20 protein-coding genes and 1 pseudogene are annotated in these 23600 nt (G+C 41.9%); 16 read left to right on the top strand and 5 right to left on the bottom strand.

Translation table 11 applies throughout. The annotated features are described in order from the left end of the window. Positions 1-51 precede the first annotated feature (51 nt). Entirely contained in the window at positions 52-318 is a 267-nt protein-coding gene (gene rpsT, locus K5Q99_RS17640; RefSeq protein ID WP_006080633.1) for a 30S ribosomal protein S20, read from the bottom strand. Positions 319-570: 252 nt separating this feature from the next. On the opposite strand from rpsT, the gene murJ reads away from it, so the two are divergent. The 12 genes from murJ to K5Q99_RS17580 all read left to right on the top strand — a co-directional run bounded on the left by murJ (position 571) and on the right by K5Q99_RS17580 (position 14392). Then, complete coding sequence (gene murJ / locus K5Q99_RS17635; RefSeq protein WP_220777597.1) at positions 571-2130, top strand: murein biosynthesis integral membrane protein MurJ; 1560 nt, start codon at positions 571-573, stop codon at positions 2128-2130. A 65-nt stretch (positions 2131-2195) separates the two neighbouring features. Further along, complete coding sequence (gene ribF, locus K5Q99_RS17630; RefSeq protein ID WP_006084977.1) at positions 2196-3131, top strand: bifunctional riboflavin kinase/FAD synthetase; 936 nt, start codon at positions 2196-2198, stop codon at positions 3129-3131. Between the two features lie 32 nt (positions 3132-3163). Then, complete coding sequence (ileS, locus tag K5Q99_RS17625) at positions 3164-5986, top strand: isoleucine--tRNA ligase (protein WP_220777596.1); 2823 nt, start codon at positions 3164-3166, stop codon at positions 5984-5986. Positions 5987-5995: 9 nt separating this feature from the next. Beyond that, positions 5996-6511 (top strand): signal peptidase II, encoded by a 516-nt coding sequence (lspA, locus tag K5Q99_RS17620; RefSeq protein WP_106649741.1) that lies wholly within the window; start codon positions 5996-5998, stop codon positions 6509-6511. Continuing rightward, on the top strand, positions 6508-6930 hold the full coding sequence (gene fkpB / locus K5Q99_RS17615) for an FKBP-type peptidyl-prolyl cis-trans isomerase (RefSeq protein ID WP_006080638.1): 423 nt from the start codon (positions 6508-6510) through the stop codon (positions 6928-6930). The genes lspA and fkpB overlap by 4 nt, the downstream gene beginning before the upstream one ends. A 28-nt stretch (positions 6931-6958) precedes the next feature. Then, entirely contained in the window at positions 6959-7888 is a 930-nt protein-coding gene (ispH, locus tag K5Q99_RS17610) for a 4-hydroxy-3-methylbut-2-enyl diphosphate reductase (RefSeq protein WP_170927454.1), read from the top strand. Positions 7889-8072: 184 nt separating this feature from the next. After that, on the top strand, positions 8073-8666 hold the full coding sequence (gene pilV / locus K5Q99_RS17605; RefSeq protein WP_220777595.1) for a type IV pilus modification protein PilV: 594 nt from the start codon (positions 8073-8075) through the stop codon (positions 8664-8666). Next, complete coding sequence (locus tag K5Q99_RS17600; RefSeq protein WP_220777594.1) at positions 8667-9662, top strand: PilW family protein; 996 nt, start codon at positions 8667-8669, stop codon at positions 9660-9662. A 12-nt stretch (positions 9663-9674) separates the two neighbouring features. Further along, the gene (locus K5Q99_RS17595; protein ID WP_220777593.1) at positions 9675-10109 is read left to right on the top strand and encodes a pilus assembly PilX family protein; all 435 of its coding nucleotides are present in this window, start codon (positions 9675-9677) and stop codon (positions 10107-10109) included. Between the two features lie 4 nt (positions 10110-10113). Next, positions 10114-13689: a pilus assembly protein gene (locus K5Q99_RS17590; protein ID WP_220777592.1), complete on the top strand. Its 3576-nt coding sequence runs from the start codon at positions 10114-10116 to the stop codon at positions 13687-13689. Between the two features lie 8 nt (positions 13690-13697). Beyond that, positions 13698-14096, top strand: coding sequence for a type IV pilin protein (locus K5Q99_RS17585; protein ID WP_220777591.1), 399 nt, complete (start codon positions 13698-13700; stop codon positions 14094-14096). Next, positions 14093-14392, top strand: a complete 300-nt coding sequence (locus tag K5Q99_RS17580; protein ID WP_220777590.1) for a TapY2 family type IVa secretion system protein — start codon at positions 14093-14095, stop codon at positions 14390-14392. Before K5Q99_RS17585 ends, K5Q99_RS17580 begins: the two co-directional genes overlap by 4 nt. A gap of 62 nt (positions 14393-14454) precedes the next feature. Here K5Q99_RS17580 and K5Q99_RS17575 read toward each other — a convergent pair. From K5Q99_RS17575 to K5Q99_RS17565, 3 genes and pseudogenes are all read right to left on the bottom strand, one after another. Further along, positions 14455-14636 (bottom strand): annotated as a pseudogene (locus tag K5Q99_RS17575) (hypothetical protein); the annotation flags it as partial. Between the two features lie 40 nt (positions 14637-14676). Beyond that, complete coding sequence (locus K5Q99_RS17570) at positions 14677-15156, bottom strand: GspH/FimT family pseudopilin (protein WP_220777589.1); 480 nt, start codon at positions 15154-15156, stop codon at positions 14677-14679. 176 nt (positions 15157-15332) lie between these two features. Then, complete coding sequence (locus K5Q99_RS17565) at positions 15333-15845, bottom strand: GspH/FimT family pseudopilin (protein WP_220777588.1); 513 nt, start codon at positions 15843-15845, stop codon at positions 15333-15335. Between the two features lie 243 nt (positions 15846-16088). On the opposite strand from K5Q99_RS17565, the gene glnB reads away from it, so the two are divergent. Together glnB and K5Q99_RS17555 are read left to right on the top strand one after the other, a co-directional pair. Beyond that, entirely contained in the window at positions 16089-16427 is a 339-nt protein-coding gene (gene glnB / locus K5Q99_RS17560) for a nitrogen regulatory protein P-II (protein WP_028760911.1), read from the top strand. Positions 16428-16612: 185 nt separating this feature from the next. Next, on the top strand, positions 16613-17902 hold the full coding sequence (locus K5Q99_RS17555) for an NAD(P)/FAD-dependent oxidoreductase (protein ID WP_106649749.1): 1290 nt from the start codon (positions 16613-16615) through the stop codon (positions 17900-17902). A gap of 49 nt (positions 17903-17951) precedes the next feature. On the opposite strand, the gene K5Q99_RS17550 is transcribed toward K5Q99_RS17555, so the two are convergent. Beyond that, positions 17952-18968, bottom strand: a complete 1017-nt coding sequence (locus K5Q99_RS17550) for a LacI family DNA-binding transcriptional regulator (RefSeq protein ID WP_220777587.1) — start codon at positions 18966-18968, stop codon at positions 17952-17954. Positions 18969-19396: 428 nt separating this feature from the next. Between K5Q99_RS17550 and K5Q99_RS17545 the strand changes: the two genes are divergently transcribed. Together K5Q99_RS17545 and K5Q99_RS17540 are read left to right on the top strand one after the other, a co-directional pair. Continuing rightward, positions 19397-22093 (top strand): TonB-dependent receptor, encoded by a 2697-nt coding sequence (locus K5Q99_RS17545; RefSeq protein ID WP_220777598.1) that lies wholly within the window; start codon positions 19397-19399, stop codon positions 22091-22093. Positions 22094-22154: 61 nt separating this feature from the next. Continuing rightward, positions 22155-23600: tryptophan halogenase family protein (locus K5Q99_RS17540; protein WP_220777586.1), on the top strand; the 1446-nt coding region annotated here is incomplete at its 3' end.

The raw sequence follows: 23600 nt of genomic DNA, 5'->3' as shown, positions 1-23600 counted from the left end.
GATATAAAAAAACCGGCAATTGCCGGTTTTTTTCATTTGCTATTTGATAGATTAAGCAGCGATTGCTTTGATCTTAGCGTTCAAACGTGCCTTTTGACGAGCGGCTTTATTCTTGTGAATAAGACCTTTAGTCGCCATACGGTCAACGATTGGTTGAGCAACAGCAAAAGCTTCTGCTGCTGTTTTGTGATCGCCTGCTTTAATTGCAGCGATTACTTTTTTAACGTATGTACGTAACATTGAGCGACGGCTGGCGTTATGCTGACGACGCTTTTCAGATTGAAGCGCGCGCTTCTTTGCAGACTTGCTATTAGCCAAGGTGCAACTCCTAAAAACTGGATTTGATACTTTTAAAGGCCGAGGAATATGCCTGCATTTAGTCACTTTGTCAATGACTATGATTGAATATTCATCATAAAGATAAATTAATCCAACCTGCCTTGGCTATCTTCGACCCAACTCGTGTAATATGTGGCGCAATTCTAGCAGCTATTACCGCAGTGTGACAGAGCCTGAATCGATTTTTTGAGATGTATCACCTAATCAATTCGATATGGGTCTGGGGGACGTTTGAGTAGAAAATTATTAAAATCTGGTCTGATTGTTAGTGCTATGACATTGATTTCCCGTGTGTTAGGCCTTGTTCGGGACGTCGTTGTTGCTAACTTGATGGGGGCAGGGACAAGTGCCGATGTGTTTTTCTTCGCCAATAAAATTCCTAACTTTTTACGTCGTTTGTTTGCTGAAGGGGCTTTTGCACAAGCCTTTGTGCCTGTTTTAACTGAGTACCAAGAGAAACATACCGCGGAAGAAACCCGTGACTTGCTGAGTAAAGTCGCTGGCACATTAGGTTTGCTGGTGACGATTGTGACGCTTGTGGGCGTGGTGGCTTCGCCTGTGTTATCAGCCTTATTTGGCGGTGGTTGGTTTATTGCTTGGCTCAACAATGAGCCCGATGGCGCTAAATTTGAGCTCGCTACCGTAGTGCTTAAGATTACTTTCCCTTATTTGTGGTTTATCACCTTTACCGCATTGGCTGGATCGATTTTAAACACCCGAGGCCGATTTGCCGTCTCGGCGTTTACCCCTGTATTCCTTAATGTGGCGATTATTTCCGCGGCCATATTTTTTGCGCCAACATCGACTCAACCCGAAATAACCCTTGCTTGGGGCGTTTTTTGTGGTGGATTAATCCAGTTTTTATTTCAAATCCCTTTTTTGCTGCGTGAAAAAGCACTCGTTAAACCTTCTTGGGGCTGGCACCACCCAGGCGTGGTGAAAATCAGAACCTTGATGATCCCGGCGCTATTTGGCGTGTCGGTTTCGCAGATTAACCTGTTATTTGATACCTTTATCGCCAGTTTTTTGATGACGGGCTCGATAAGTTGGCTCTACTATGCCGACCGTTTATTGGAGTTTCCCTTAGGATTGTTTGGGATCGCGATTGGTACTGTTATTTTGCCTGCGCTGTCACGAAACCATGTGAATGCTGAAGGTGCGGGCTTTGGCTTGACGATGGATTGGGGAGTTAAAGCGATTTTACTGCTAGGCCTACCAGCCATGATGGGGTTGATCGTGCTCGCCAAGCCTATGCTGATGGTGTTATTTATGCGCGGCGCTTTTTCGATGCATGATGTTGAAATGGCTTCTTATAGTTTGATGGCTTACGGTAGCGGTTTACTCAGCTTTATGTTGATTAAAGTTCTCGCACCAGGTTATTACTCCCGCCAAGATACCAAAACACCGGTGCGTTATGGCATTATCGCCATGATCACCAATATGGGATTTAACTTATTGTTTGCTATTCCTTTTGGATATGTTGGTCTAGCAATTGCGACTTCAATGTCAGCATTGCTCAACGCCACTTTGCTTTATCGAGGATTACATATCGCCGGCGTTTATCGCGTTTCTAGGCCGACTATGGTGTTTTTTGCTAAAGCCATGGTCTCTACTGCCTTGATGGTGGTAGTCTTGTATTACTTTTTACCTTCGCAACAAATTTGGTTAGATTGGCATTTGTTCGAGCGTGCAAAAGCTTTGATAGGCTTGATTTTAGCGGGGGCAGTCAGTTACTTGTTGGGACTGCTTTTGCTCGGAATTCGTCCTTGGTCAATTAAACGGGGAGTTTGATTGCTGATTCTCATCGCTAGCTGTTATATAATCAGCCGATTTGCGCTTGGCAGTTGTCTAAAGTTATGGAATTAATCCGCGGTATACATAACATTTTGTCATCCCACCACGGGTGTGTATTGACTATAGGTAATTTTGACGGCGTCCATCGTGGTCATGCACAAGTGATTGCGAACTTAGTGCAGAAGGCAAAGCAGTTATCGCTGCCATCTACGTTGATGACGTTTGAACCTCAGCCGCAGGAATTATTTAGCGGCGACAATGCGCCGGCTCGTTTAAGTTTATTACGTGATAAAGTCATGTTGCTCGATGAACTTGGGGTTGAACGGTTAGTGTGTGTTAACTTTAATCGCACTTTTGCCAATCAACCTGCTGAGCATTTTATTGAAGAATTGTTGGTCCGCAAACTCGGTGTTAAATACCTAGTGGTCGGCGATGATTTTTGTTTTGGTCAGGGCCGTAAAGGCAATTTTGAGATGCTTGTGCAGGCAGGTATTCAATATGGCTTTACTGTGGTCAGCACCCAAAGTTTTATGCTGGGTTCGCAAAGAGTGAGCTCAACCGCCGTGCGTGAACAATTGGCTAAGGGTAATCTTGAGCAAGCAAGACGCTTGCTCGGTCATCCTTTTACCTTAAGTGGTCGTGTCGCGCATGGGCAAAAAATTGGCCGCACCATTGGTTTTCCCACAGCCAATATCGCCTTAAAGCGCAATGTTGTACCTGTACGCGGTGTGTTTGCGGTCAAATGTTATTGGGATAACAGCGATATTTATGAGGGCGTAGCCAATATTGGGTTCCGTCCGACAGTGAACGGTCAAGTGTGTCAGCTTGAGGTGCATCTTTTTGATTTTGAAGGTGACATTTACGGCAAACATGTTGAGGTCGAGTTGGTGGCTAAACTCCGTGATGAGCAACCTTTTGACTCATTGGATGCGCTTAAGCAACAGATTTTAAATGATGCAAATGAAGCCAGAGCTTTATTTGGTAATGATGCAGGCTGAAATTTATCAGTTTAATTAACGGTATAGGATCAATGAGCGACTATAAATTTACTTTGAATTTGCCGGAAACAGAGTTTCCGATGCGTGGTAATTTGGCAAATCGCGAGCCAGAGATGTTAGAGCGCTGGACAAAAGACGGTTTGTATCAGCAGATCCGTGATAGCCGAATTGGCCGTACTCCCTTCATTTTGCATGACGGCCCACCGTATGCAAATGGCAGTATTCATATTGGTCACTCAGTTAATAAAATCCTCAAGGACATTATTGTTAAGTCAAAAACCCTATCTGGTTTTGACGCACCGTATGTGCCAGGTTGGGATTGCCACGGTTTACCTATTGAGCTGAAAGTTGAGCAAAAAGTGGGTAAGCCTGGTCAAAAAATCTCTGCGGCAGAATTCCGCGAAGAATGCCGTAAATACGCCGCCGAGCAAGTTAACGGCCAACGTGAAGACTTTATCCGTTTAGGTGTATTGGGCGACTGGCACAATCCGTACCTGACGATGGATTTTTCAACCGAGGCTAATATCGTACGTTCTTTATCGAAAGTGATTGAAAGTGGTCACTTACATAAAGGCGTAAAGCCAGTGCATTGGTGTACTGATTGCGGTTCTGCCCTAGCTGAAGCTGAAGTGGAATACGAAGACAAAACCTCACCTGCTATCGATGTGGCGTTTGTGGCGGCGGATAGCAATGCCGTTGCGGCTAAGTTTGGGGTAAGCGATTACTCACATCCTGTTTCTATGGTGATTTGGACTACCACACCATGGACGCTACCAGCGAACCGCGCCTTGTCTTTAAGCCCTGAGCTGGATTACAGCTTAGTTGAATTCGAAAAAGACGGTGTGACGCAAGCGCTTATTTTAGCTGAAGTATTAGTTGAATCTTGTCTGACTCGCTATAACGTAGAAAGTCATACTGTGCTTGGTTCTACTAAAGGCGCAGCGCTTGAGCTTGTCCGCTTTAATCACCCGTTTTTAGATTTTGATGTTCCGGCAATTTTAGGCGATCACGTCACGACTGATGCGGGTACTGGTATCGTTCACACAGCCCCAGGTCACGGTCAAGACGACTTTGTGGTTGGTCAAAAATACGGTTTAGAAGTGGCAAATCCTGTTGGCGACAACGGTGTGTACAAGCCTGATACTGAGTATTTTGCTGGCCAACATGTCTTTAAAGCCAACGATAACGTGGTTGCTTTATTGAGAGAAAAAGGCGCATTGCTGAATCACGTGGCTTACCGCCATAGCTACCCACATTGCTGGCGTCACAAAACACCGATCATCTTCCGTGCAACGCCGCAGTGGTTTATCTCTATGGATAACCATGGTCTGCGTACGCAAGCATTGAAAGAAATCGAACAGACTCAATGGATCCCTGATTGGGGTCAAAGTCGTATCGAAAAAATGGTTGAAAACCGCCCTGACTGGTGTATTTCACGCCAACGTACTTGGGGTGTGCCTATCACGTTGTTTGTGAATCGTGAAACCGAAGAGTTGCACCCAGATAGCGTGTCGCTAATGGAACGCGTGGCGAATCGTATCGAACAGCAAGGTATTCAAGCTTGGTGGGATCTCGATGCCGCCGAATTGTTGGGTGATGAAGCTGAGCAATATCGTAAAGTCACTGATACTCTGGACGTTTGGTATGACTCAGGTTCAACCTTCTCGTCAGTGGTTGCGGCTCGTCCTGAATTCCACGGACACGGCGTTGACTTATATCTTGAAGGTAGCGACCAGCACCGTGGCTGGTTTATGTCGTCTTTGATGATTTCAACCGCGATGAATGGCAAAGCACCGTATAAGCAAGTGCTTACCCACGGTTTTACCGTTGATGGTAAAGGCCGCAAGATGTCAAAATCTATCGGTAACGTGATTGCGCCGCAAACGGTAACTAACAAATTAGGCGCCGACATCCTGCGTTTATGGGTTGCGGCAACCGATTACAGCGGTGAGATGACGGTTTCTGACGAAATCTTAAATCGCAGCGCCGATGCCTATCGTCGTATTCGTAACACTGCCCGCTTCCTATTAGCCAACTTAAACGGTTTCGATCCTGCTAAGGATTTAGTTGCTGTTGAAGATATGGTGGCGTTAGACCGTTGGGTTGTGCGCCGCGCTGCTGCGCTGCAACAGGAAATTATTGAAGCCTATGAACAATATAACTTCCATATTGTGACTCAAAAACTGATGCAGTTCTGCTCGGTTGAGTTAGGCAGTTTCTATTTGGACATCATTAAAGATCGCCAATACACGGCTAAGCAAGAAGGTCATGCGCGTCGCAGCTGTCAATCGGCTCTGTATTTGATCTCTGAGGCTATGGTGCGTTGGATTGCACCAATTCTAAGCTTCACTGCTGACGAAGTATGGCAATTATTGCCTGGCGAGCGTGATGCTTATGTCTTTACCCAAGAATGGTATCAAGGCCTGAAATCAGTCACCTTAGCGACGGATTTGAGCGACGATTATTGGCAGCAACTGCTGACCGTGCGTAACGAAGTCAATAAAGTGATTGAACAAGCGCGTCGTGATAAACGTATTGGTGGTTCATTAGAAGCGGAAGTGACCTTGTTTGCCGATGCAGCTTTGACTGGACAATTAACCCATATCGGTGATGAGCTCCGATTTGTGTTATTGACCTCTGAAGCCAAAGTCTTGCCTTTAGTGGATGCGACATCTGAAGCGGTTGAAACTGAGCTTGAATCACTGAAACTAGTCGTTGCATCAAGTACTGCACAGAAGTGTGAGCGTTGTTGGCACCACAGAGAAGAGGTTGGCACCATTGAGGCCCATCCAACACTCTGTACTCGCTGCGTAACAAACATTGAAGGCGACGGCGAAGTTCGTCTGTTTGCGTAAAGGATCTGTATGCCATTAACTTGGAAAGACAGTGGCTTACGTTGGTATTGGGTAGCTGTATTGGTGTTTTTCGCCGATCAGCTATCTAAACAATGGGTCTTAGCCAATTTTGATTTGTATGAATCAGTGAATTTATTGCCTTTCTTTAATTTCACTTATGTACGTAACTACGGGGCGGCCTTTAGTTTTTTAAGTGACGCCGGTGGTTGGCAGCGTTGGTTATTTACGATTGTAGCGGTTGGATTCAGTACTTTATTAACAGTGTGGTTGCGTAAGCAATCTGCTTCTTTGTTGAAACTGAATCTGGCTTACACCTTAGTGATTGGTGGTGCTCTCGGTAATTTAGTCGACAGATTAATGCACGGTTTTGTGGTTGATTTTATCGACTTTTTTTGGGGTAAAAGCCACTACCCAGCTTTCAATATCGCTGATTCGGCGATTTGTATTGGTGCTGCGTTGATCATTTGGGATGCATTTTTAAGCGGTAAATCTGAAACAGATAGCGCCGAAGGGGTTAAGAAGTGACTGTGACGCGATCTTTACTATGCCATATGAACATTGTGCTTTCTGATGGTTCAACCGCAGACAGCACTAAAGCTTCGGGTAAACCAGCTCGATTAAATGTGGGCGACGGTACGTTAAGTCCTGCATTTGAGGCACAATTGGCAACACTTGCTGAAGGCGATAAACACAGTTTTACCCTTGAAGCGATTGATGCCTTTGGTGAATCAAATCCTGATGCTATTCACTATCTAGACAGAAGCCGTTTTCCGGCAGACATGAGTTTAGAAGCTGGCGTGATTGTCAGTTTTGCAGGCCCTGGTGGCAGTGAAATCCCGGGGATCGTCCGTGATGTCGCGGGTGATTCCATCACAGTCGATCTGAATCATCCTCTGGCAGGGCACAAGATCACTTTTGAACTGGACGTTGTAAAGGTACTTTAAGATGAAACTCGATCCTACCAGCCCAAGTTTGAATATTATGCTCGCGAACCCGCGTGGTTTTTGTGCGGGGGTTGATCGTGCTATCAGTATTGTCGAACGGGCGTTGGAATTGTTTTCACCGCCAATCTATGTACGCCATGAAGTCGTGCATAATCGCTATGTCGTGCAGAATTTGAAGGATCGCGGTGCGGTTTTTGTCGAAGAGTTAGATCAAGTGCCGGATAACAACATTGTTATCTTCAGTGCTCATGGTGTATCCCAAGCGGTGAGACAAGAAGCAAAGGCGAGAGGGTTGAGAGTTTTTGATGCGACTTGTCCCTTAGTCACCAAAGTACATCTTCAAGTGACGCGTGCAAGCCGTAAAGGTATTGAGTGCATCCTGATTGGACATGAAGGCCACCCTGAGGTAGAGGGGACTATGGGTCAATACGATAATCCTAACGGCGGCGTTTATTTAATTGAATCGCCTGCCGATGTGGATGCGTTAGAAGTGCGCGACCCTAATAATCTCTGCTTTGTGACCCAAACAACCTTATCAGTCGATGATACGTTAGACATTATTGCCGCGTTGCAAAAAAGGTTTCCTTCAATTGAAGGACCTCGCAAGGACGATATTTGTTATGCGACTCAAAATCGTCAAGATGCAGTACGTAATCTGTCTGCAGATGTGGATTTGTTGATTGTTGTCGGATCAAAAAACAGCTCTAACTCTAATCGGTTACGCGAGCTCGCATTGAAGACCGGAACCCAGTCTTATCTGGTGGATACTGCTGATGATGTTGAATCAAGCTGGTTCGATAATGTTTCGCGTGTTGCTGTTACCGCAGGCGCTTCTGCACCTGAGGTCTTAGTTCAACAAGTTGTCCAAGCAATTGCGAAACTTGCTCCTAGCGTGGTGACCGAAGTCGAAGGCCGTAAGGAAGACACTGTCTTTGCGGTGCCTGCTGAACTACGCTAAATCTATGTGCTGTTAAGTTATTAATAAAAAAGAGGCGCTAAGCCTCTTTTTTATTGCCTCAAATTCATTCAAGGCATAATGATATCAATGCTTATACGCTATTGTTACTGGCTACTTACATTTTACTCATCTATTATTAACTGTTGGTGTTATTTGTCGTAAGACTAAGATTTTAAAAGGGTAAATGGCTGAAAAGCTTGTCAAAAATATGGCTAAACTCGAACGATTGACACAAAAGGAATTTCAACGAGGCTTCTCATTAATTGAGGTGCTTGTTGCATTAGTGATCTTAGTTATTGGCTTAATCGGTATTTTTAATCTGCATATCGTTGCAAAGCGTGGCAGCTTCGAGTCATTTCAGCAAACCCAAGCCTCTTATTATGCAAACGATATTATCAACCGGATGAAGCTTAATAGAACACAACTCGCTAGTTACAAAGGTAATTATAGCGGTTCGAAAGAAGCTATTACACCTGCATCACCTGCGTGTGATGGAGGAACGTTATGTTCCCCCACTCAATTGGTTGCTTGGGATTTATATGAGTGGCGCTCAGCCTTTTCTGGTGAAGATGAAATTGTAGGTACTCAAAATGTTGGTGGCCTTGATTCTCCCTCTGGATGTATTCAAATCACTAATAATGATGTTTTAGTGGTGATTGTATGGCGTGGAATACGTAAAACAGCAATTGATAGTTCGAAAGTTGTTGATACTTCCGCTAAATGTGGTGCAGATAAGGAAAATCGCCGAATATTTTCCATTAAAACGGTGATTATATAAATGAAAATAGCAATTATGGTTATAGCAAAGAAGAAACCGCAGTCAGGCATGTCACTTGTTGAACTTATGGTGGCTATGGTTATTGGCTTATTTTTAACTGCGGGCGTATTCACTATGTTTAGTATGTCTTCATCAAATGTCACCACAACCAGTCAATTTAATCAATTGCAGGAAAATGGGCGTATTGCATTAGTCATTATGGAGCGGGATCTCAGTCAGTTAGGTTTTATGGGGGACTTAACTGGTACTGATTTTATTGTTGGAACAAATACCAATGTTGAGATAGCAGCCCTAACTTCTGATTGTGTTGGAGCTGGCTTAAATAATGCAACTTTACCTGATGATAAGCCTGCACATTTTAGACGGCTTTGGGGGTATGAAAACACTGCCACGAGTGAGTATCTCAGTTGTTTGGATTATGGTGATGTGAAAGCTGATACTGATGTTTTGCAGTTAAAACGTTTCCTCGGTCCAAGTGTATCAGAGGGTGATAGCAATGCTATTTATGCCGCATCAAATTCATCACAAGTGGCATTTTTTGTTGGTGAGAGCCCTACAGCAACGATAGAAAACTCTAGGATTTGGGAGTATCAGCATCATGTGTACTTCATTGCAGATGACGCAAGTGGAATACCTATTCTGCGGCGTAAAACTTTAACCAGCACAGGTATGAGTAATGATGAGCAGTTGGTCGAGGGCATAGAGAATATTCGGTTTTTGTATGGATTTGATAATGATGGTGATAGTACACCTGATAGTTTTATGCCTGCTTCAAATGTGACTGAATTGATGTGGGATAATGAAGGATTTCAAAGGCTTGTAGCTATTAAGGCTTTTGTGTTGGTTCGTTCTATTAATCAAGATAGAAGTTATACCAATGATACTCAATATCAGCTTGGTGATAAGACAATAATTATCCCTGCAAATGACCATTATCGTCGTAAAATTATGTCTACAACAATAGTGCTGGAAAATCCAGTACTGATTCGTAGTTGACTGGAGTTGTGAATGAAGAAGCAAAAAGGTGTAGTGCTATTTTTCGCATTAATTGTTTTGATCATTATGACTGTCATTGGTGTTGCTCTGGCTATCAATTCGACTCAATCGCTGCGGATGTCAGGTGCAGGATCTGAAAGAATAGAAGCAAAGGCTATTGCTGATGGGGGATTGGAACAAATTATTTCTGATTATTCAGGCGAGCAGTTTGCCAACCTTAATGCAGTAACCGAAACATCAGTTTTTAATAGCAATCAAAAGTTAAAACCATTACCTGATGCTGGCGTACGTGATGTTGGCTGTCAAAGAACTGCAAATGCAACGGGTGCAAATTTAGTCAGTTGTAGAAGAGTTGAGATTAGTAGTTCGGTGACATTCGGTAGGGATAATCTTGGCTCATTAACCGTTGTTTCAGGTGTAGAGCAACAAGTGCTAACAGGAAACTAATGTTATGTTGAAAAAAATCTTTTGTGCTCTTATGGCTGCCACAGTCATTATTGCAGGGCAAATACATGCAGATGATACAGAGCTTTATCTTGTTGACTCTACGGTAAGGACTGGCAAGCGCCCACAGGTGTTATTTATATTTGATAACTCAGGGAGTATGTCAACTGAAGACCAGAATGCTGTCAGTTCCTATTGTTCCCAAGCTGGTCATGCGGCAGATACTTGTACCTACCCTGCAGGATTTGAGACATACATGAACAGTTATTCTGGATATATCAATCAGAAAGGTACCTATTGGAATGCGGGAGGCGTAGATAATACCAGTAATATGCCTACCCCTGATGATCCTAATGATGCCCGTCGTTTTTATTTGGGGAATAATAATTGTAATACAGCTGCCAAAGCTTTAGTGGATAAGGGGCGTTACACTGGATACTTACGTGAGTTTAACAAAAATAAGTGGGAATCTTTAGCAAACAATAATGGTTTTAATCAGAATGATATTGTTGACTGCTACGAAGATATTCTAAATGCTGACCCAAAAAATCCTGGTTCAACTAATAAAAAACCATCGTTTGCAGATGGTTACCCGGTTGATACTAATAAAATGTATACATCGGGAAGCGCTGAGACTGACCGTCAAAGTAGTTTAAATAGTACAAAGTTTGGAACCGAAACTCCGGTTACACTTTACTCTGCTCATTACTTGGTGTGGTATAAGTGGGCAACAACGACAACAGAAGGGCAGAACAGTGGTGGTACTGGTACTCGTTTAGATGTCGCGAAAAATGCTCTTAAGTCAGCGTTGGAATCATTAGCTATTCCCATTGATGCTGCCCTTGCCGTTTATAACTTAAACTATCCAACCGAGAATTATGCTGACGGCGGACGTATTATTTATGATATGACCGAAATGACGGAAGCAAATAAGTCCTCATTAATATCTTTAATTAAAGATATGCCTGCTCAAACAAATACGCCTCTGTGTGAAACATTATATGAGGCTTATCAATTTTTTAGTGGCGGCCCAGTCACCTTTGGTAATGATGATAAAAACGCGACTGGAAATAACAAAGTTGATAACTATACGCCAAATAATCCTTCAAGCATCTTGAATAGTGGGAATTATGCAACGAAGTTTAAAACATGCCCGGACACCGCATATGTGATTTATATTACCGATGGTGCGCCAACACTCGACCATGCCTCGGATGACTCGATTAAGCAATTAACTTCAACCGCTAAAGTCGCTGGTGACTACAGCGCTATGAGTTTCAAAGATGATCGTAATCAAGATGAGTTTAGCTATTTGCCTGCTTTAGCGGCTTATATGTACAACAATGATATTGTTGTTGGGCCGAAAGATTCAAATGGTGTTGATAACAAACAAAACGTTAGATTGTTTACTATAGGCTTTTCTGACGGAGCGGATAAAGCAGCTGCACTCTTGGAAGAGGCGGCTTTTAGGGGCGGAAGCCCAAGAGTTAATGGCGTATCTAAAGGTTATTACGTCGCTAAAACGGGCCTTGATTTAGTCGAAGCGATGAATGACGCATTAAAGTCTATTCTGACCATAGATTCATCATTTACCTCTCCGAGTATTGCCAGTAACAACTTCGATAAAACTCAGACCTATAACTCAGCTTACTTTGCCATGTTTTTACCCGGTGGCGGACCTCGCTGGAGTGGTAATTTGAAAAAGCTGAAAGTCAATTCCTCTGGTGAGATTGTCGGTCCAGGTGGAACGACGGGAGCAATTGATACTAATGGTAATATTTCAAGTGATACTTGTACCTATTGGAATACCTGTCCTGCAGGTAACATCGATGGCAATAAGGTGAAATCGGGTGGGGTCTTACCGACCTTAAAGTCCCAATTGAAAAATAGAAAAATATATATAAATGACGGAAGTGGTTTGAGTTTGCTTACAACAATAAGCGACTCGAGTTTTTATTCTCTTCTAGGAAGTCCTGCAACTAGCTCCGTTTCTGATACTGTCTCCACGAATAGAGACTGGATTTATGGTGTCGATGTTGATGATGAAGATAATGATGAAAATTATACCGACCCTCGAGATGATATTATGGGGGATCCTCTCCATTCGAAACCTCTCGCTATTAACTTCGGTAATAAACCTACAACAGATGCGGATGGCGATGTTACATCGGAAAATCTTGATGTTCGAATCTTAGTTGGTACCAATCAGGGATTGGTACATATGTTTAAAGATTCAGACACTGGTAGTGGCGATTATGCTGTTGGTTCTGTCACTGAGTCTTGGGCATTTATACCATCTGAATTAGTGCATAACATTCCAACACTAAGGCGGGATGATTCAACTGGAACTCATAGTGTTTATGGGATGGATTTATCACCCGTAGCTTATACTGAAACGGATGCAGATGGTAAAGTCAATAAGGCTTGGGTTTTCCTTGGTATGAGGCGTGGCGGCACGTCTTATTATGCGTTAGATATTACAAATCCAGATTCACCTCAGTATAAGTGGATGATTAATTCTAGTACGGAAAAGTTTGATGACTTAGGACAAAGTTGGTCAGAGCCTATCGTTACCTTTATTCCATCAATCACAGAACCTGTATTGATTTTTGGTGGCGGAATGGAATCAGCAGAGGGTTCTGGTGCGGCAGTTTATATTGTAAAAGCATTTACTGGTGAATTTGTGACTAAGTTTACCGCCACGGGAATGAACAGTATCCCTAATAAAGTTGCTGTTTTAGACAGTAATAATGACGGTATATCTGATCGGATATATGCAAGTGATATTGAGGGAAGTATATGGCGGATAGATTTACCTTCGACGAGTAAAATCAATTGGTCCGTATTCCAATTTGCCAAAATTTCCACAGCGAGTTCACCTGATAACCGGATGTTTTTTGCTGAGCCGACTGTCGCACAAACTCAGTTCAATAATATTCATTCTGAAAATGGTGTTTTATCCTATCAGAGCATACCATATGATGCGGTAACTGTGGGTACGGGGAATAGAACGCATCCATTGGATATTGCCACTAATGACATGTTTTATGTATTTCAGGATAGAAATGTTGTCACTAAACAATTCACTGGCACCGATATACCGGCCCCTCTAACGATTTCTAATCTATATGATGTTACCTCTGTCGCACCTACTTCGCAGAATGATAATATTGCTTTTGGGCAAAAGAGAGGCTGGTATTATGATTTCCCTGCTTCGGGAGAGAAAAGTCTATCTTCCTCGCTTATTTTTGATGGTAAAGTTTATTTCACTTCATTTGTTCCGCCGACTAACCAAGCCGTTGATTTGGATGCGGGGGTATGTGGTTTTTCAGGACAGGGACGACTCTATGTATTTGACTTACATAAAGGTACTCGAACATCAAGTACACTTTATTATGAGGTTGGTGAACGTATTCCTGATACCCCCCAAATTGTAATTCCTGAGTCTCAATCCGGTAAAGATCCAACTGCTTATATCATCGGAGTAGGTAAAGGTGAGTGTGATAACGGAAAGTGTAAAGGGACTATCGAATTAGGTAGTGGTTTAAAAACTAATAAAATTTATTACCACATTAATGAGTGAAAATATTAATGAAAAATAATAGTTCACATGGTTTCACTCTTATTGAGTTAATGATTGTCGTTGCGGTGGTTGGGATATTAGCTGCAATTGCCTATCCATCATATATAGAGTATATCACTAGGAGTGGGCGCTCTGAAGGGGTGTCAGCGGTAATGAATGTGGCAAATTTACAGGAGCAGTATTACTTGGATAATCGTGTTTATGCGACAGATATGACAAAGCTTGGATTAGCTGCGGATCCTTTTGTTACCGAGCATGGGCATTATAGTGTTGCTTCTGCTGGTACTAGCTCGTTTACGATTACGGCAACAGCACAAGGGAGTCAAGCAAGCCGAGATTCCACCTGTACAACTATTACGATGACATCTGCGGGTGTAAAAGGCCCGTCAACGGAGTGTTGGAAATGAGCAGAACTCTTATTGGTTTAGTGTTAGGTATTTTTTCTTGTATGTCCGTTGCTGCTTCGAGTGAGCCAGCACAGGACTATAAGTGTCATATTACGGCATCGAAAGGGGATAAGGTGGTTTTTTATCGTTGGAGGGTAAAAGACGTTAACTTGAATATAGCCAGTTTACCAGGTAAGCAATTGACTGCTTCTGATGGTAAAAAGTATTTTATAAAAGATGTCGTTGAATGTGTTTCTCTTAGCCAAGAATTTACCAGTGATAAGAGTAAACAGTTAGATAAGGTTACACTTAGATAGCTATCTTAGAGAAGCATTAATCAACATCTTCGAAGGTTTTCATCTTGTTTATAGAGCAAATTTTACTGAAGGGTATGACTCATAATTAGAACGATATGGTTTTCTAAGCGTCTCTCAAAATGGATTGAGAGTTGTGATAATGTCATTTTCAATTTTAGATGAGATGCCCAATGCCCAATGCCCAGCGCTCAGAAGCCTTTAATATACCAGCGTAAAGTCGCTTGAATAAGCTGTTCTCGTTAGCAACATCGGGAGCGGTGGCAATAATGCCTAGCGTTCAATGATTAACAGCTACTGCCATTGGCGCCGTATGAAATGATACCACCAACATTTACAATAACGCCCTTTGATTCGGCCGCTTTTCCTGCGGGGCAATAAATTAATGTTCCCCCTGAAGAAAGTCCATCAGACGTGAATGTGAGTGAATTAACGGAGCCCTCTATTTTGTCACTCGAATGGAAACCGTCGATTGCACGTAATTCTTTATCGGTCCCAATATATACACGAATTCCTTTGCTCCAGTCTGTTGATGTCCCGCAGGAAGTGGTGCTAGCATATGGGCATACGTTCACGGTCGCTCCATAGCTGATGGCTTGATTGCGAGCAAAGACCATAATGTCATGGATTTTTGTAATATTATTATTTACCCGCATACCTTCGTAGAGAGAGACCAGTGACGGTATTCCAATGGTCAATAAAATTGCTGCGACAGTGATTGTGACCATTAATTCAATTAAGGTAAAACCTGACATTTTTTTTTGCATGCGGACTATCCTCACTTATTTACAATAGAGTATAAGCGAGAATGCTCCTGATATCAGTATCGAAGTAGTGCTTTTTTAATCTTATGTTTTTGATATAAAATAGCTTCCTTATCATGATATTTTGTGTGGCTTTTCTAAACGTATAAATTTTGCTCATTATCTTAACGCTGATAAGGTTAAGTACAATTTATATTGTCATCGGTTGAAAAGCGAACTCTACCTGCTTGATTAATAACGACTGCTCGTGAATACGGGCTTGTGGCTGATGAGGGACAATATTTGAGTGTTCCATTTGTACCAGATGCCAGCCCGTCAGGCTGAAACCGGATTGCTGTACGATTGTATTTAACTATGTCTTTCGAATCAAAAGCATTTGTCATATAGAGTATTTTATCGCTGTCATCTAGTTGACCATTCTTGTTAGTGTCAATGAATACTGTTAGTCCAACTTGCCAATTTTGTACGCATTTTTCATCGATAACAGCACATGCTGTCACTGTTCTGTTAAGGGTAATTGCTTGGTTACGTGCAAACTGTAGCGTTTGTTGGATGATGCGTATGCTGCTATCAGCTCTATATTGGGTATAAACATCAGTTAAGGATGGTATTCCGCCTGTAAGTAAGATCGTTAAGATGGAAAGTGAAGTCATAAGTTCTATCAGGCTAAAGCCTTTTTGATGAGTGTTCATAACACATCCTTGTTATTCTGCGCTTGCATCCCGCGAGCGAGTGTTTGTTTTGGCTAGAATGTAATTATAAAATCTTACGTAACTGTTGTAGTGCTTTTTTTAGACTATTACGTGCTAAAAGCGATTTTGTAGAAACTGTGTTTTATGAGTAAAGCACTACATTCTCTTCAATATTAACCTAACCCCGTGTAAGCTAGTGTTATTCTGTTTGTTTATGTTATTGCAAGGGACGAGGAATTTTTAATGAAAAAAGTTGAAGCCATTATTAAGCCATTTAAATTAGATGATGTGCGCGAATCACTTGCAGAAATTGGCATTACTGGAATGACGGTGCTTGAGGTCAAGGGCTTTGGTCGCCAGAAAGGGCATACAGAGCTGTATCGTGGTGCTGAATACATGGTGGACTTTCTGCCAAAAGTGAAAATAGAGTTAGTTATTCAGGACGATCTGCTCGATCAAGCAATTGATGTGATCGTTGAAACTGCCCGCACCGGCAAAATTGGTGATGGCAAAATTTTTGTCACTGATGTTGAACGTGTTATCCGTATTCGAACGGGTGAAGAAAACGAAGAAGCGGTATAAACTGCTGACTAACGAACCTAAAGGGCCTGTGGCCCTTTTTTGTTGGTTAAGCTGATGGAAGTACTGCTGAGTTTCTGAAATATCTTTAATGCAAAATCGTTAGTTTTACTGAACTAATGTAGTTATCTCTTATCTGTAACATGGTATAACTGAGCCTCGCAAATGAGTTTTATGAGGTTGTCATTTTGGCTACAAAAAGAATAGTGATCGTGGGTGGTGGTGCTGCAGGTTTAGCACTTGCCTCTAAGTTGGGCCGTAAATGGGGCGGTAGTGATGTCGTCGATGTGTGCTTAATTGACCGAAGTCCTATTCATATTTGGAAGCCTAAATTACACGAAGTTGCTGTTGGCGTGATCGACCAATCTATTGAAGGTTTACTCTATCGCGATCACGGGCTTAAAAATGGTTACCGCTATATTCGTGGTGAGATAGAGCAGTGCGACCCTGATGCCAAATCGATTCAATTAGCTGCCGTCTATAATGATGAAGGCGAGATACTGTTAGATCAGCGACAAATCGATTATGATTTTTTAGTCCTCGCACTTGGTGGTGTTTCTAATAGTTTCAATACATTAGGAGCTGATGAACACTGCATCTTCTTAGATAGCCTTGAAAATGCCAACCTATTCCATCATAAATTACTCGACGCATTACTCCAATTAAACGAAACACAAGAAAGAGTCAGTATTGGCATTGTTGGTGCTGGTGCGACCGGTGTTGAATTAGCGGCAGAACTTCATCATGTGATTGAATCTGTTAAAGAGTATGGCTATCTGAACATTGCTAAACATCACCTTGATGTGCATTTGATTGAAGCATCACCCAAAATTCTCCCCCAATTGCCTGAGCGTGTGAGTGCTAGGGCTCAGTCTGTTCTTGATAAAATAGGTATACGTTTACATATCGGTGTTCAAGTTAAAGAAGTGACTCGTGATGGTTTTATCACTCAAGATGGTGATGTCATTAAAGCGGGCTTAAAAGTTTGGGCGGCAGGTGTAAAAGGGCCGAAAGCGTTTCAGAATTTTACTAAATTGCCCATTACGCCGCGAAATCAAGTAGAAGTTGATGATTGTATGCGAGTTAAAGGTCATCAAGATATTTATGCCCTCGGTGACTGCGCCTTATTGATCCAAAGTTCCGGTCAGCCTGTCCCACCAAGGGCGCAAGCTGCAGCCCAGATGGCTGATACCTTGTTTGATAATATCGTTAATCGGTTACAAGGTAAGCCTGAAAAGGCTTTTGTTTATAAAGATTACGGCTCATTAGTGTCATTAAGCCGCTTCTCTGCAGTAGGCAATTTGATGGGAAACCTACGTTCTGGCACTTTCTTTGTAGAAGGGCATATTGCAAGATTGATGTATATATCTTTGTATCAAAGGCATTTAGCCAGTCTTTATGGTTGGTTTTCGGCAATTGTGTATCGAGTGGCGCAAAAATTATTGAAATGGCAGCGGCCAAAACTTAAATTACATTAATATTTATGTAATTTAATATGACTAAAAGAGAGCAAATATGCTCTCTTTTTTATGGTTTAGGAATAGCCGACGAGTCGCGAATGATAGGTTCAGGCGTAAAAGTCTTAGAATATATCGCATCTTGCTCGCGACGTTTTGCGATTAATAATTCTGTTGCGACTTGCGCTATTTCTGCGTTTGGCTGATGTACTGTGGTCAGTTTAGGCCAAGTTTGACGTGAGAATGGGCTATCTTCGAAACCGACAATCGATAAGTCTACAGGGATATCTAAGCCCGCTAAACGAGCCGCAAAAAGTGCACCAGCGGCAATTTCATCGTTACAAGCCACAATCGCAGTCGGACGATGTTCTAGTTTAATAAGCTTATTCGCACCGTCAACACCGGACTCAAATGAGTACTTCCCTTCAATTATGTAGTTTTCATCCAGTTCTAGGCCATTTATTGTTAATGCTTGTTTAAAACCAAGTAACCGTTCTTTGGTGGATTCATGGTGTAAATCCCCACTTATAAAAGCAATATGCTGGTGGCCTAAGTCAATTAGATGCTGGGTGATTTCAACGGCACCAAATTTATCGTTGACTAAAATAGTCAATCCATTCTGATCCTTGTCCTTTTCACCTGCAATAATGCGCACATAGTTAGCATCAATCTCAGTAAGCGCTTTGAGTACTTTTGGATCTTCTGACAAGGGAGGCGTCAGTACTAATCCCGCTAGCCTAGAATATTTGACTAGTGCTGTAAGCTCATCACAAATGGTCTCTGATTTAGCATTACAAGGGTGGATGACCAGTTCATAGCCCTTGTCTTTACAGGCTGCCAAGATCCCATTTTGCATATCAATAATGTAGTATGCGTTTGGATTATCGTAAATAAAACCAATAGCATAGGATTTTGTGCCCGCAAGGTTTCTCGCTGCTAAATTAGGTTGATAGTTAAGTGCTTTTATCGCCTCGTTCACTTTGTCAACTGTGGCCTGCTTCACTGAAGGTTCGTTATTGGTGACACGGGATACTGTCTTAATAGACACTCCAGCATATTTAGCTACGTCGTTGATAGTGACTTTCATTGATGTAAAAACTCTTTGTCTAAGGTCGCGAAGGGTTAACTGTTCTATGAACGTAAATTCTTTGCCAGCAATTTACAAGTTTACATTTTTATCAGTATTTTCTTACTTATACGTCTTATAGTGCGAGCTTTTGATGTGCTTAGCAATCCTGAATTGTTACAAATTGGCGTTAATTTATCGTTGTTACAATTATGCTGGGAGTTGTAAATTTACGTCATAATATTAAAGCTCATGTTTTATAATGATTTTTAATAAAACTACTGATTCAAAATTCTGCTTTATGACATTTTTTTGCTTCCATCGTTATTTTGTTGTGGCAAGGCTGTTAATTATTGTGTAATGTTTGCACTAGACATGACAGCGTTGTCATTCCATCGGGAATGGTTATGAATACTAAAACGATAATAAAGTTATGGAAGGGAAACGAGATGCGACCATCTACCTTTAAGAAAACTGTACTAGCAACAAATATTGCTGTCCTACTCGGCAGTGCTGTATCCATCAGCGCTGTCGCTGCAGATGCTGCGGCAACCGCCGCCGTACCTGAAAATATTGAAAAAATTGAAGTTCGCGGTATTCGCGCTTCAAATAAAGCCAATATCAATGAAAAACGATTTTCTAACGCAGTAGTGGATGCTGTTACTGCGGAAGATATTGGTAAATTTCCTGATTCTGATGTTGGCCAAGCTCTCGGTCGCGTCCCTGGCGTAACTGTGGGTCGTACATTTGGGCAAGGTAGTTCAGTTTCTATCCGTGGTACCGATCCTTTAATGACTCTGACCACCTTAAATGGCCAGAACGTAGCATCTACTGGTTGGTACGATCAAATGAACGTCGACCGTTCGTTTAACTATTCTATGTTACCTTCTGAACTGATTGGTGGCATGGAAGTGTACAAGTCCACTCAAGCCAATCTTGTTGAAGGTGGTATTGGTGGTACTGTTATCGTTAAAACCCGTAAGCCTCTTGATATGGACGCTAATTCTGTATTTGTTTCTGCAAAGGGCGAATATGGCACTGTAAATGAAGATATAGCACCTGAATTATCTGGTTTGTATAGCTGGAAAAATGATGACGAGACATTTGGTGTCTTAGTTGCGGGTTCATATATTGATCGTGAGTATTTAAGGACTGGTACTGAAGCGGATTTAGATTGGGGTGGACGTTCTTCTGTTCAGCCATCTAGTTTCTTGCAGCAGCAAGAGCGCACTGCGCTAGATGCAACATTACAATTCCGACCAACTGATAATTTAGAATTTGGTGCACACGTACTATCACTGAAACTCGGTGCTGATAGTATTGGCGCTAACATGTATATTGAAACCGATACGAACTGGGCTGGTGCCCCTAAAGATGGCACAGCTGGACCAGGGAACACAACTAATCCGTCTGCATGTAAACAGTTCAATGCTGCTGGTGTTTGTACGTTAAGTGTCACACCTGAAAATGCACCATCAGATGTATTTTTCCAGAATTGGGCACGTAAAGGTGAAATGACATCTGATACTTTTGAGTTGAACGCTGACTATAAAGGTGATGGTTTCGCAATTTCAGGTGTTGCAGGAAGGACAAAAGCTGAAGGTGGTACTCAAATGAGTGCAAACTTTGGTTATGGTTGGTGGGGTGATAAGTTTGGCCAAGTTAAGTGGGCGGGTACTGTTGATGCTACAGGCAAACAGGTTGATATCAATGGTCGTGATATGGGCTTTACCCAAGACCAATTAGATACAACTGTGAGTACATCAACTTGGACGGGGATTAAAGGACCTAACTCTGACGAAGAAACTTATTTTCAGTTAGATGTTGATTTTGACCTTGACCTAGGTGTTATCAATAAGTTTGAAACTGGCGTTCGTTACACACAACATGAGTTTGAGAAAAGCGAATACCGCGCCATCTATGATCCAACCAAAACAAATGAATTTAAAACTTCAGACCTTTACAGTGGCACAATGAAGTTAGGTTATGACGGTTGGACGATTCCTAAAGCTGATCTAGACGCTATGATTAATGCCACAGAGTCTCTGGTTGATCAATTTGCCTACAGCCGCTCAGCCTATGGTTTGATCGAAGAAGATAACCTATCTATGTATGGTATGTTCTCGTTTGATGGCGAAGGTTTTCGCGGTAACTTTGGTTTACGTTATATCCAAACTGATGTCACTTCGAGCGGCCATGTGATTGATAACTCACCAGCGGATATCTTATCTGTTAACCAAGGTTGGAGTGAAGAGCTTCATAGCGTTAAAGACAGCTATAGTGATGTCTTACCGAGCTTCAACATTTCATTCGATTTAGCTCAGGATTTGATCTTACGTATGTCCGCTGGACAAGCTATTACTCGTCCTAACTATGATAATTTGTTCCTAGCAACTTTAACTGGATTCCCAGATGATCGTAAAGGGAATGAAGCTTTAACGAAAGGAACTCCAGGCTTAAAGCCGATGAAGTCCTCGCAGGCTGATTTGAGTCTTGAATATTACTATGGTGATGGCAATCTTGTTTCTGCTACATACTGTATAAAAGACATAAGTAATTTTATTGTCGCTTCGTCAGAGTTTAATCAATCCATTGGTATCATAAATAATGATTTAGAGGTGCCAGCTGATAGTTGGACCGTTAATACCTATGAAAATGCCGGTGGTGGTGAGATCGATGGTGTCGAACTGCAGTTAAACCATGCATTTGATAACGGTTTCGGTGTTAATGCGAACTATACATATGCAGATGGTAGTGCACCTTCAGAAGTTTATACTGACAACATAGGTATGTTTACTGAGTCATCAAAGCATAGTGCTAACTTAGTCGGCTACTGGGAGAATGATGATTTCTCAGCACGTGCCGCTTATAACTGGCGTTCTGAGTACATGGTTCGTGAATATGGTAAGTATTACGGCAACCGTATGCATGATGCCTTTGGTACACTCGATGTGACTTTAGGTTGGAATGTGACAGAAGCTATTGCATTACGTCTTGAAATTGTTAACTTAACAGCTGAAGATGACGTTCAATATGGTGCTGCTGGCGTAGGTACTGAAGTTAAGCCTGCGCTTCAAGATGATTTCCCTGCTTGGTCATTTAAAGGCGAAACGACATATAAATTTGGTGCTAGCTTTGTATTCTAACACTTTGTTGTAATTCAAAAGCCCAGTCTTGACTGGGCTTTTTTATAGGTAAACAAACACTATGAAAATCAAACGTATTGCAATTATAGGAGGCGGAACAGCTGGATGGTTAGCTGCAAATCACCTTGGGGCTGAGTTGTGCCATGATCCTGAAATAGAGATTACTTTAATTGAGTCGTTAGATGTGCCAACAATCGGTGTCGGTGAAGGAAGTGTTCCATATCTAGCGAAGGGATTGAAGCGGTTTGGCATTTCCGAAGCAGAGCTATTGCTGGCTTGTGATGCGACTTTTAAGCAAGGAATCAAGTTTGTTAATTGGCTCGATAAAAACGTGCACGGAGACAACCATTACTATCATGCTTTCGATGCCCCTTACCCTGCAGGTATTGATGTCTCAAGTTACTGGGTTTCTCACGCGAGTCAACGTCCATTTGATGATGTTGGCATTCAGGCAAGGATTTGTGACTTAGGTTTATCCCCTAAGCTAAAAGGCTCGGGAGACTATGATGGGGCCCTATCTTATGCCTATCATTTTAATGCATTAAAGTTTGCAGGTTTATTAGCAAAGAACGCACAAAAAAAGTTTAATGTTAAGCATCAATTTGCCACTATTGTTGGAGTTGAGCAGGATCAATTTGGGCTGATTTCACATTTAATCACTGCTGATAATTCATCATTAGCTTTTGATTTTTATGTGGATTGTAGTGGTTTTTCTTCAATCCTAATCGATAAAGCACTGAAAGTCCCTTTCGAAAGTAAATCAAGTGAGTTACTGACTGATACTGTTTTGGTGCAGCAAGTGCCTCTGAATGCTAAAGAAAATATCAATCCCTATACAACTGCGACAGCCCATAAGGCAGGTTGGATATGGGATATTCCACTCACTACACGTCGCGGAACTGGCTTTGTTTACTCAAGTCGGCATATGAGTGATGAGGAGGCTTTAACGTTATATGCTGATTACTTACAAGTCGATAAAGCTCAATTCAAGCCGCGGAAAATTCCTATGGAGATTGGTTATAGAAAGGAGTTCTGGCATAAAAACTGTGTTGCTTTAGGATTGGCCCAAGGCTTTGTTGAGCCACTTGAGGCGACATCTATATTAGTTTCCGATTTTTCTGCTGAACTGTTAGCTCGTCATTTTCCTCGAACTATAGAGGATATTAGCGTCTTTACTTCATATTATAATAGTGTTATTACGTATGTTTGGGAGCGTGTTGTTGACTTCATTAAGTTGCACTATTGTATTTCTGACCGGAAAGACTCATCATTTTGGTTAGATAATCAAAAAGAGGATACTGTTTCATTTGAGTTAAAACAGCGTTTAGCTAGATTCAAATTACGTCCTCCGCATCAGTCTGACTTTTTTAGTCGTTTTGATTTATTTGATCATAAGAATTTTTTGTATGTTTTATATGGAATGAAATTTAAAACGAATCATTCGGCTTTATCTCAGCAAGAAATTACACATTGTGAGAAACTTTTCTCTGATAATGATCTCTTAGTT

The organism is Shewanella hafniensis, from assembly GCF_019655335.1.
In the GTDB taxonomy this organism is placed as follows: Bacteria; Pseudomonadota; Gammaproteobacteria; order Enterobacterales; family Shewanellaceae; genus Shewanella; species Shewanella hafniensis.
The sequence above is the reverse complement of the archived record's forward strand: the minus strand, read 5'-3'. Positions and strand labels throughout refer to the sequence as shown.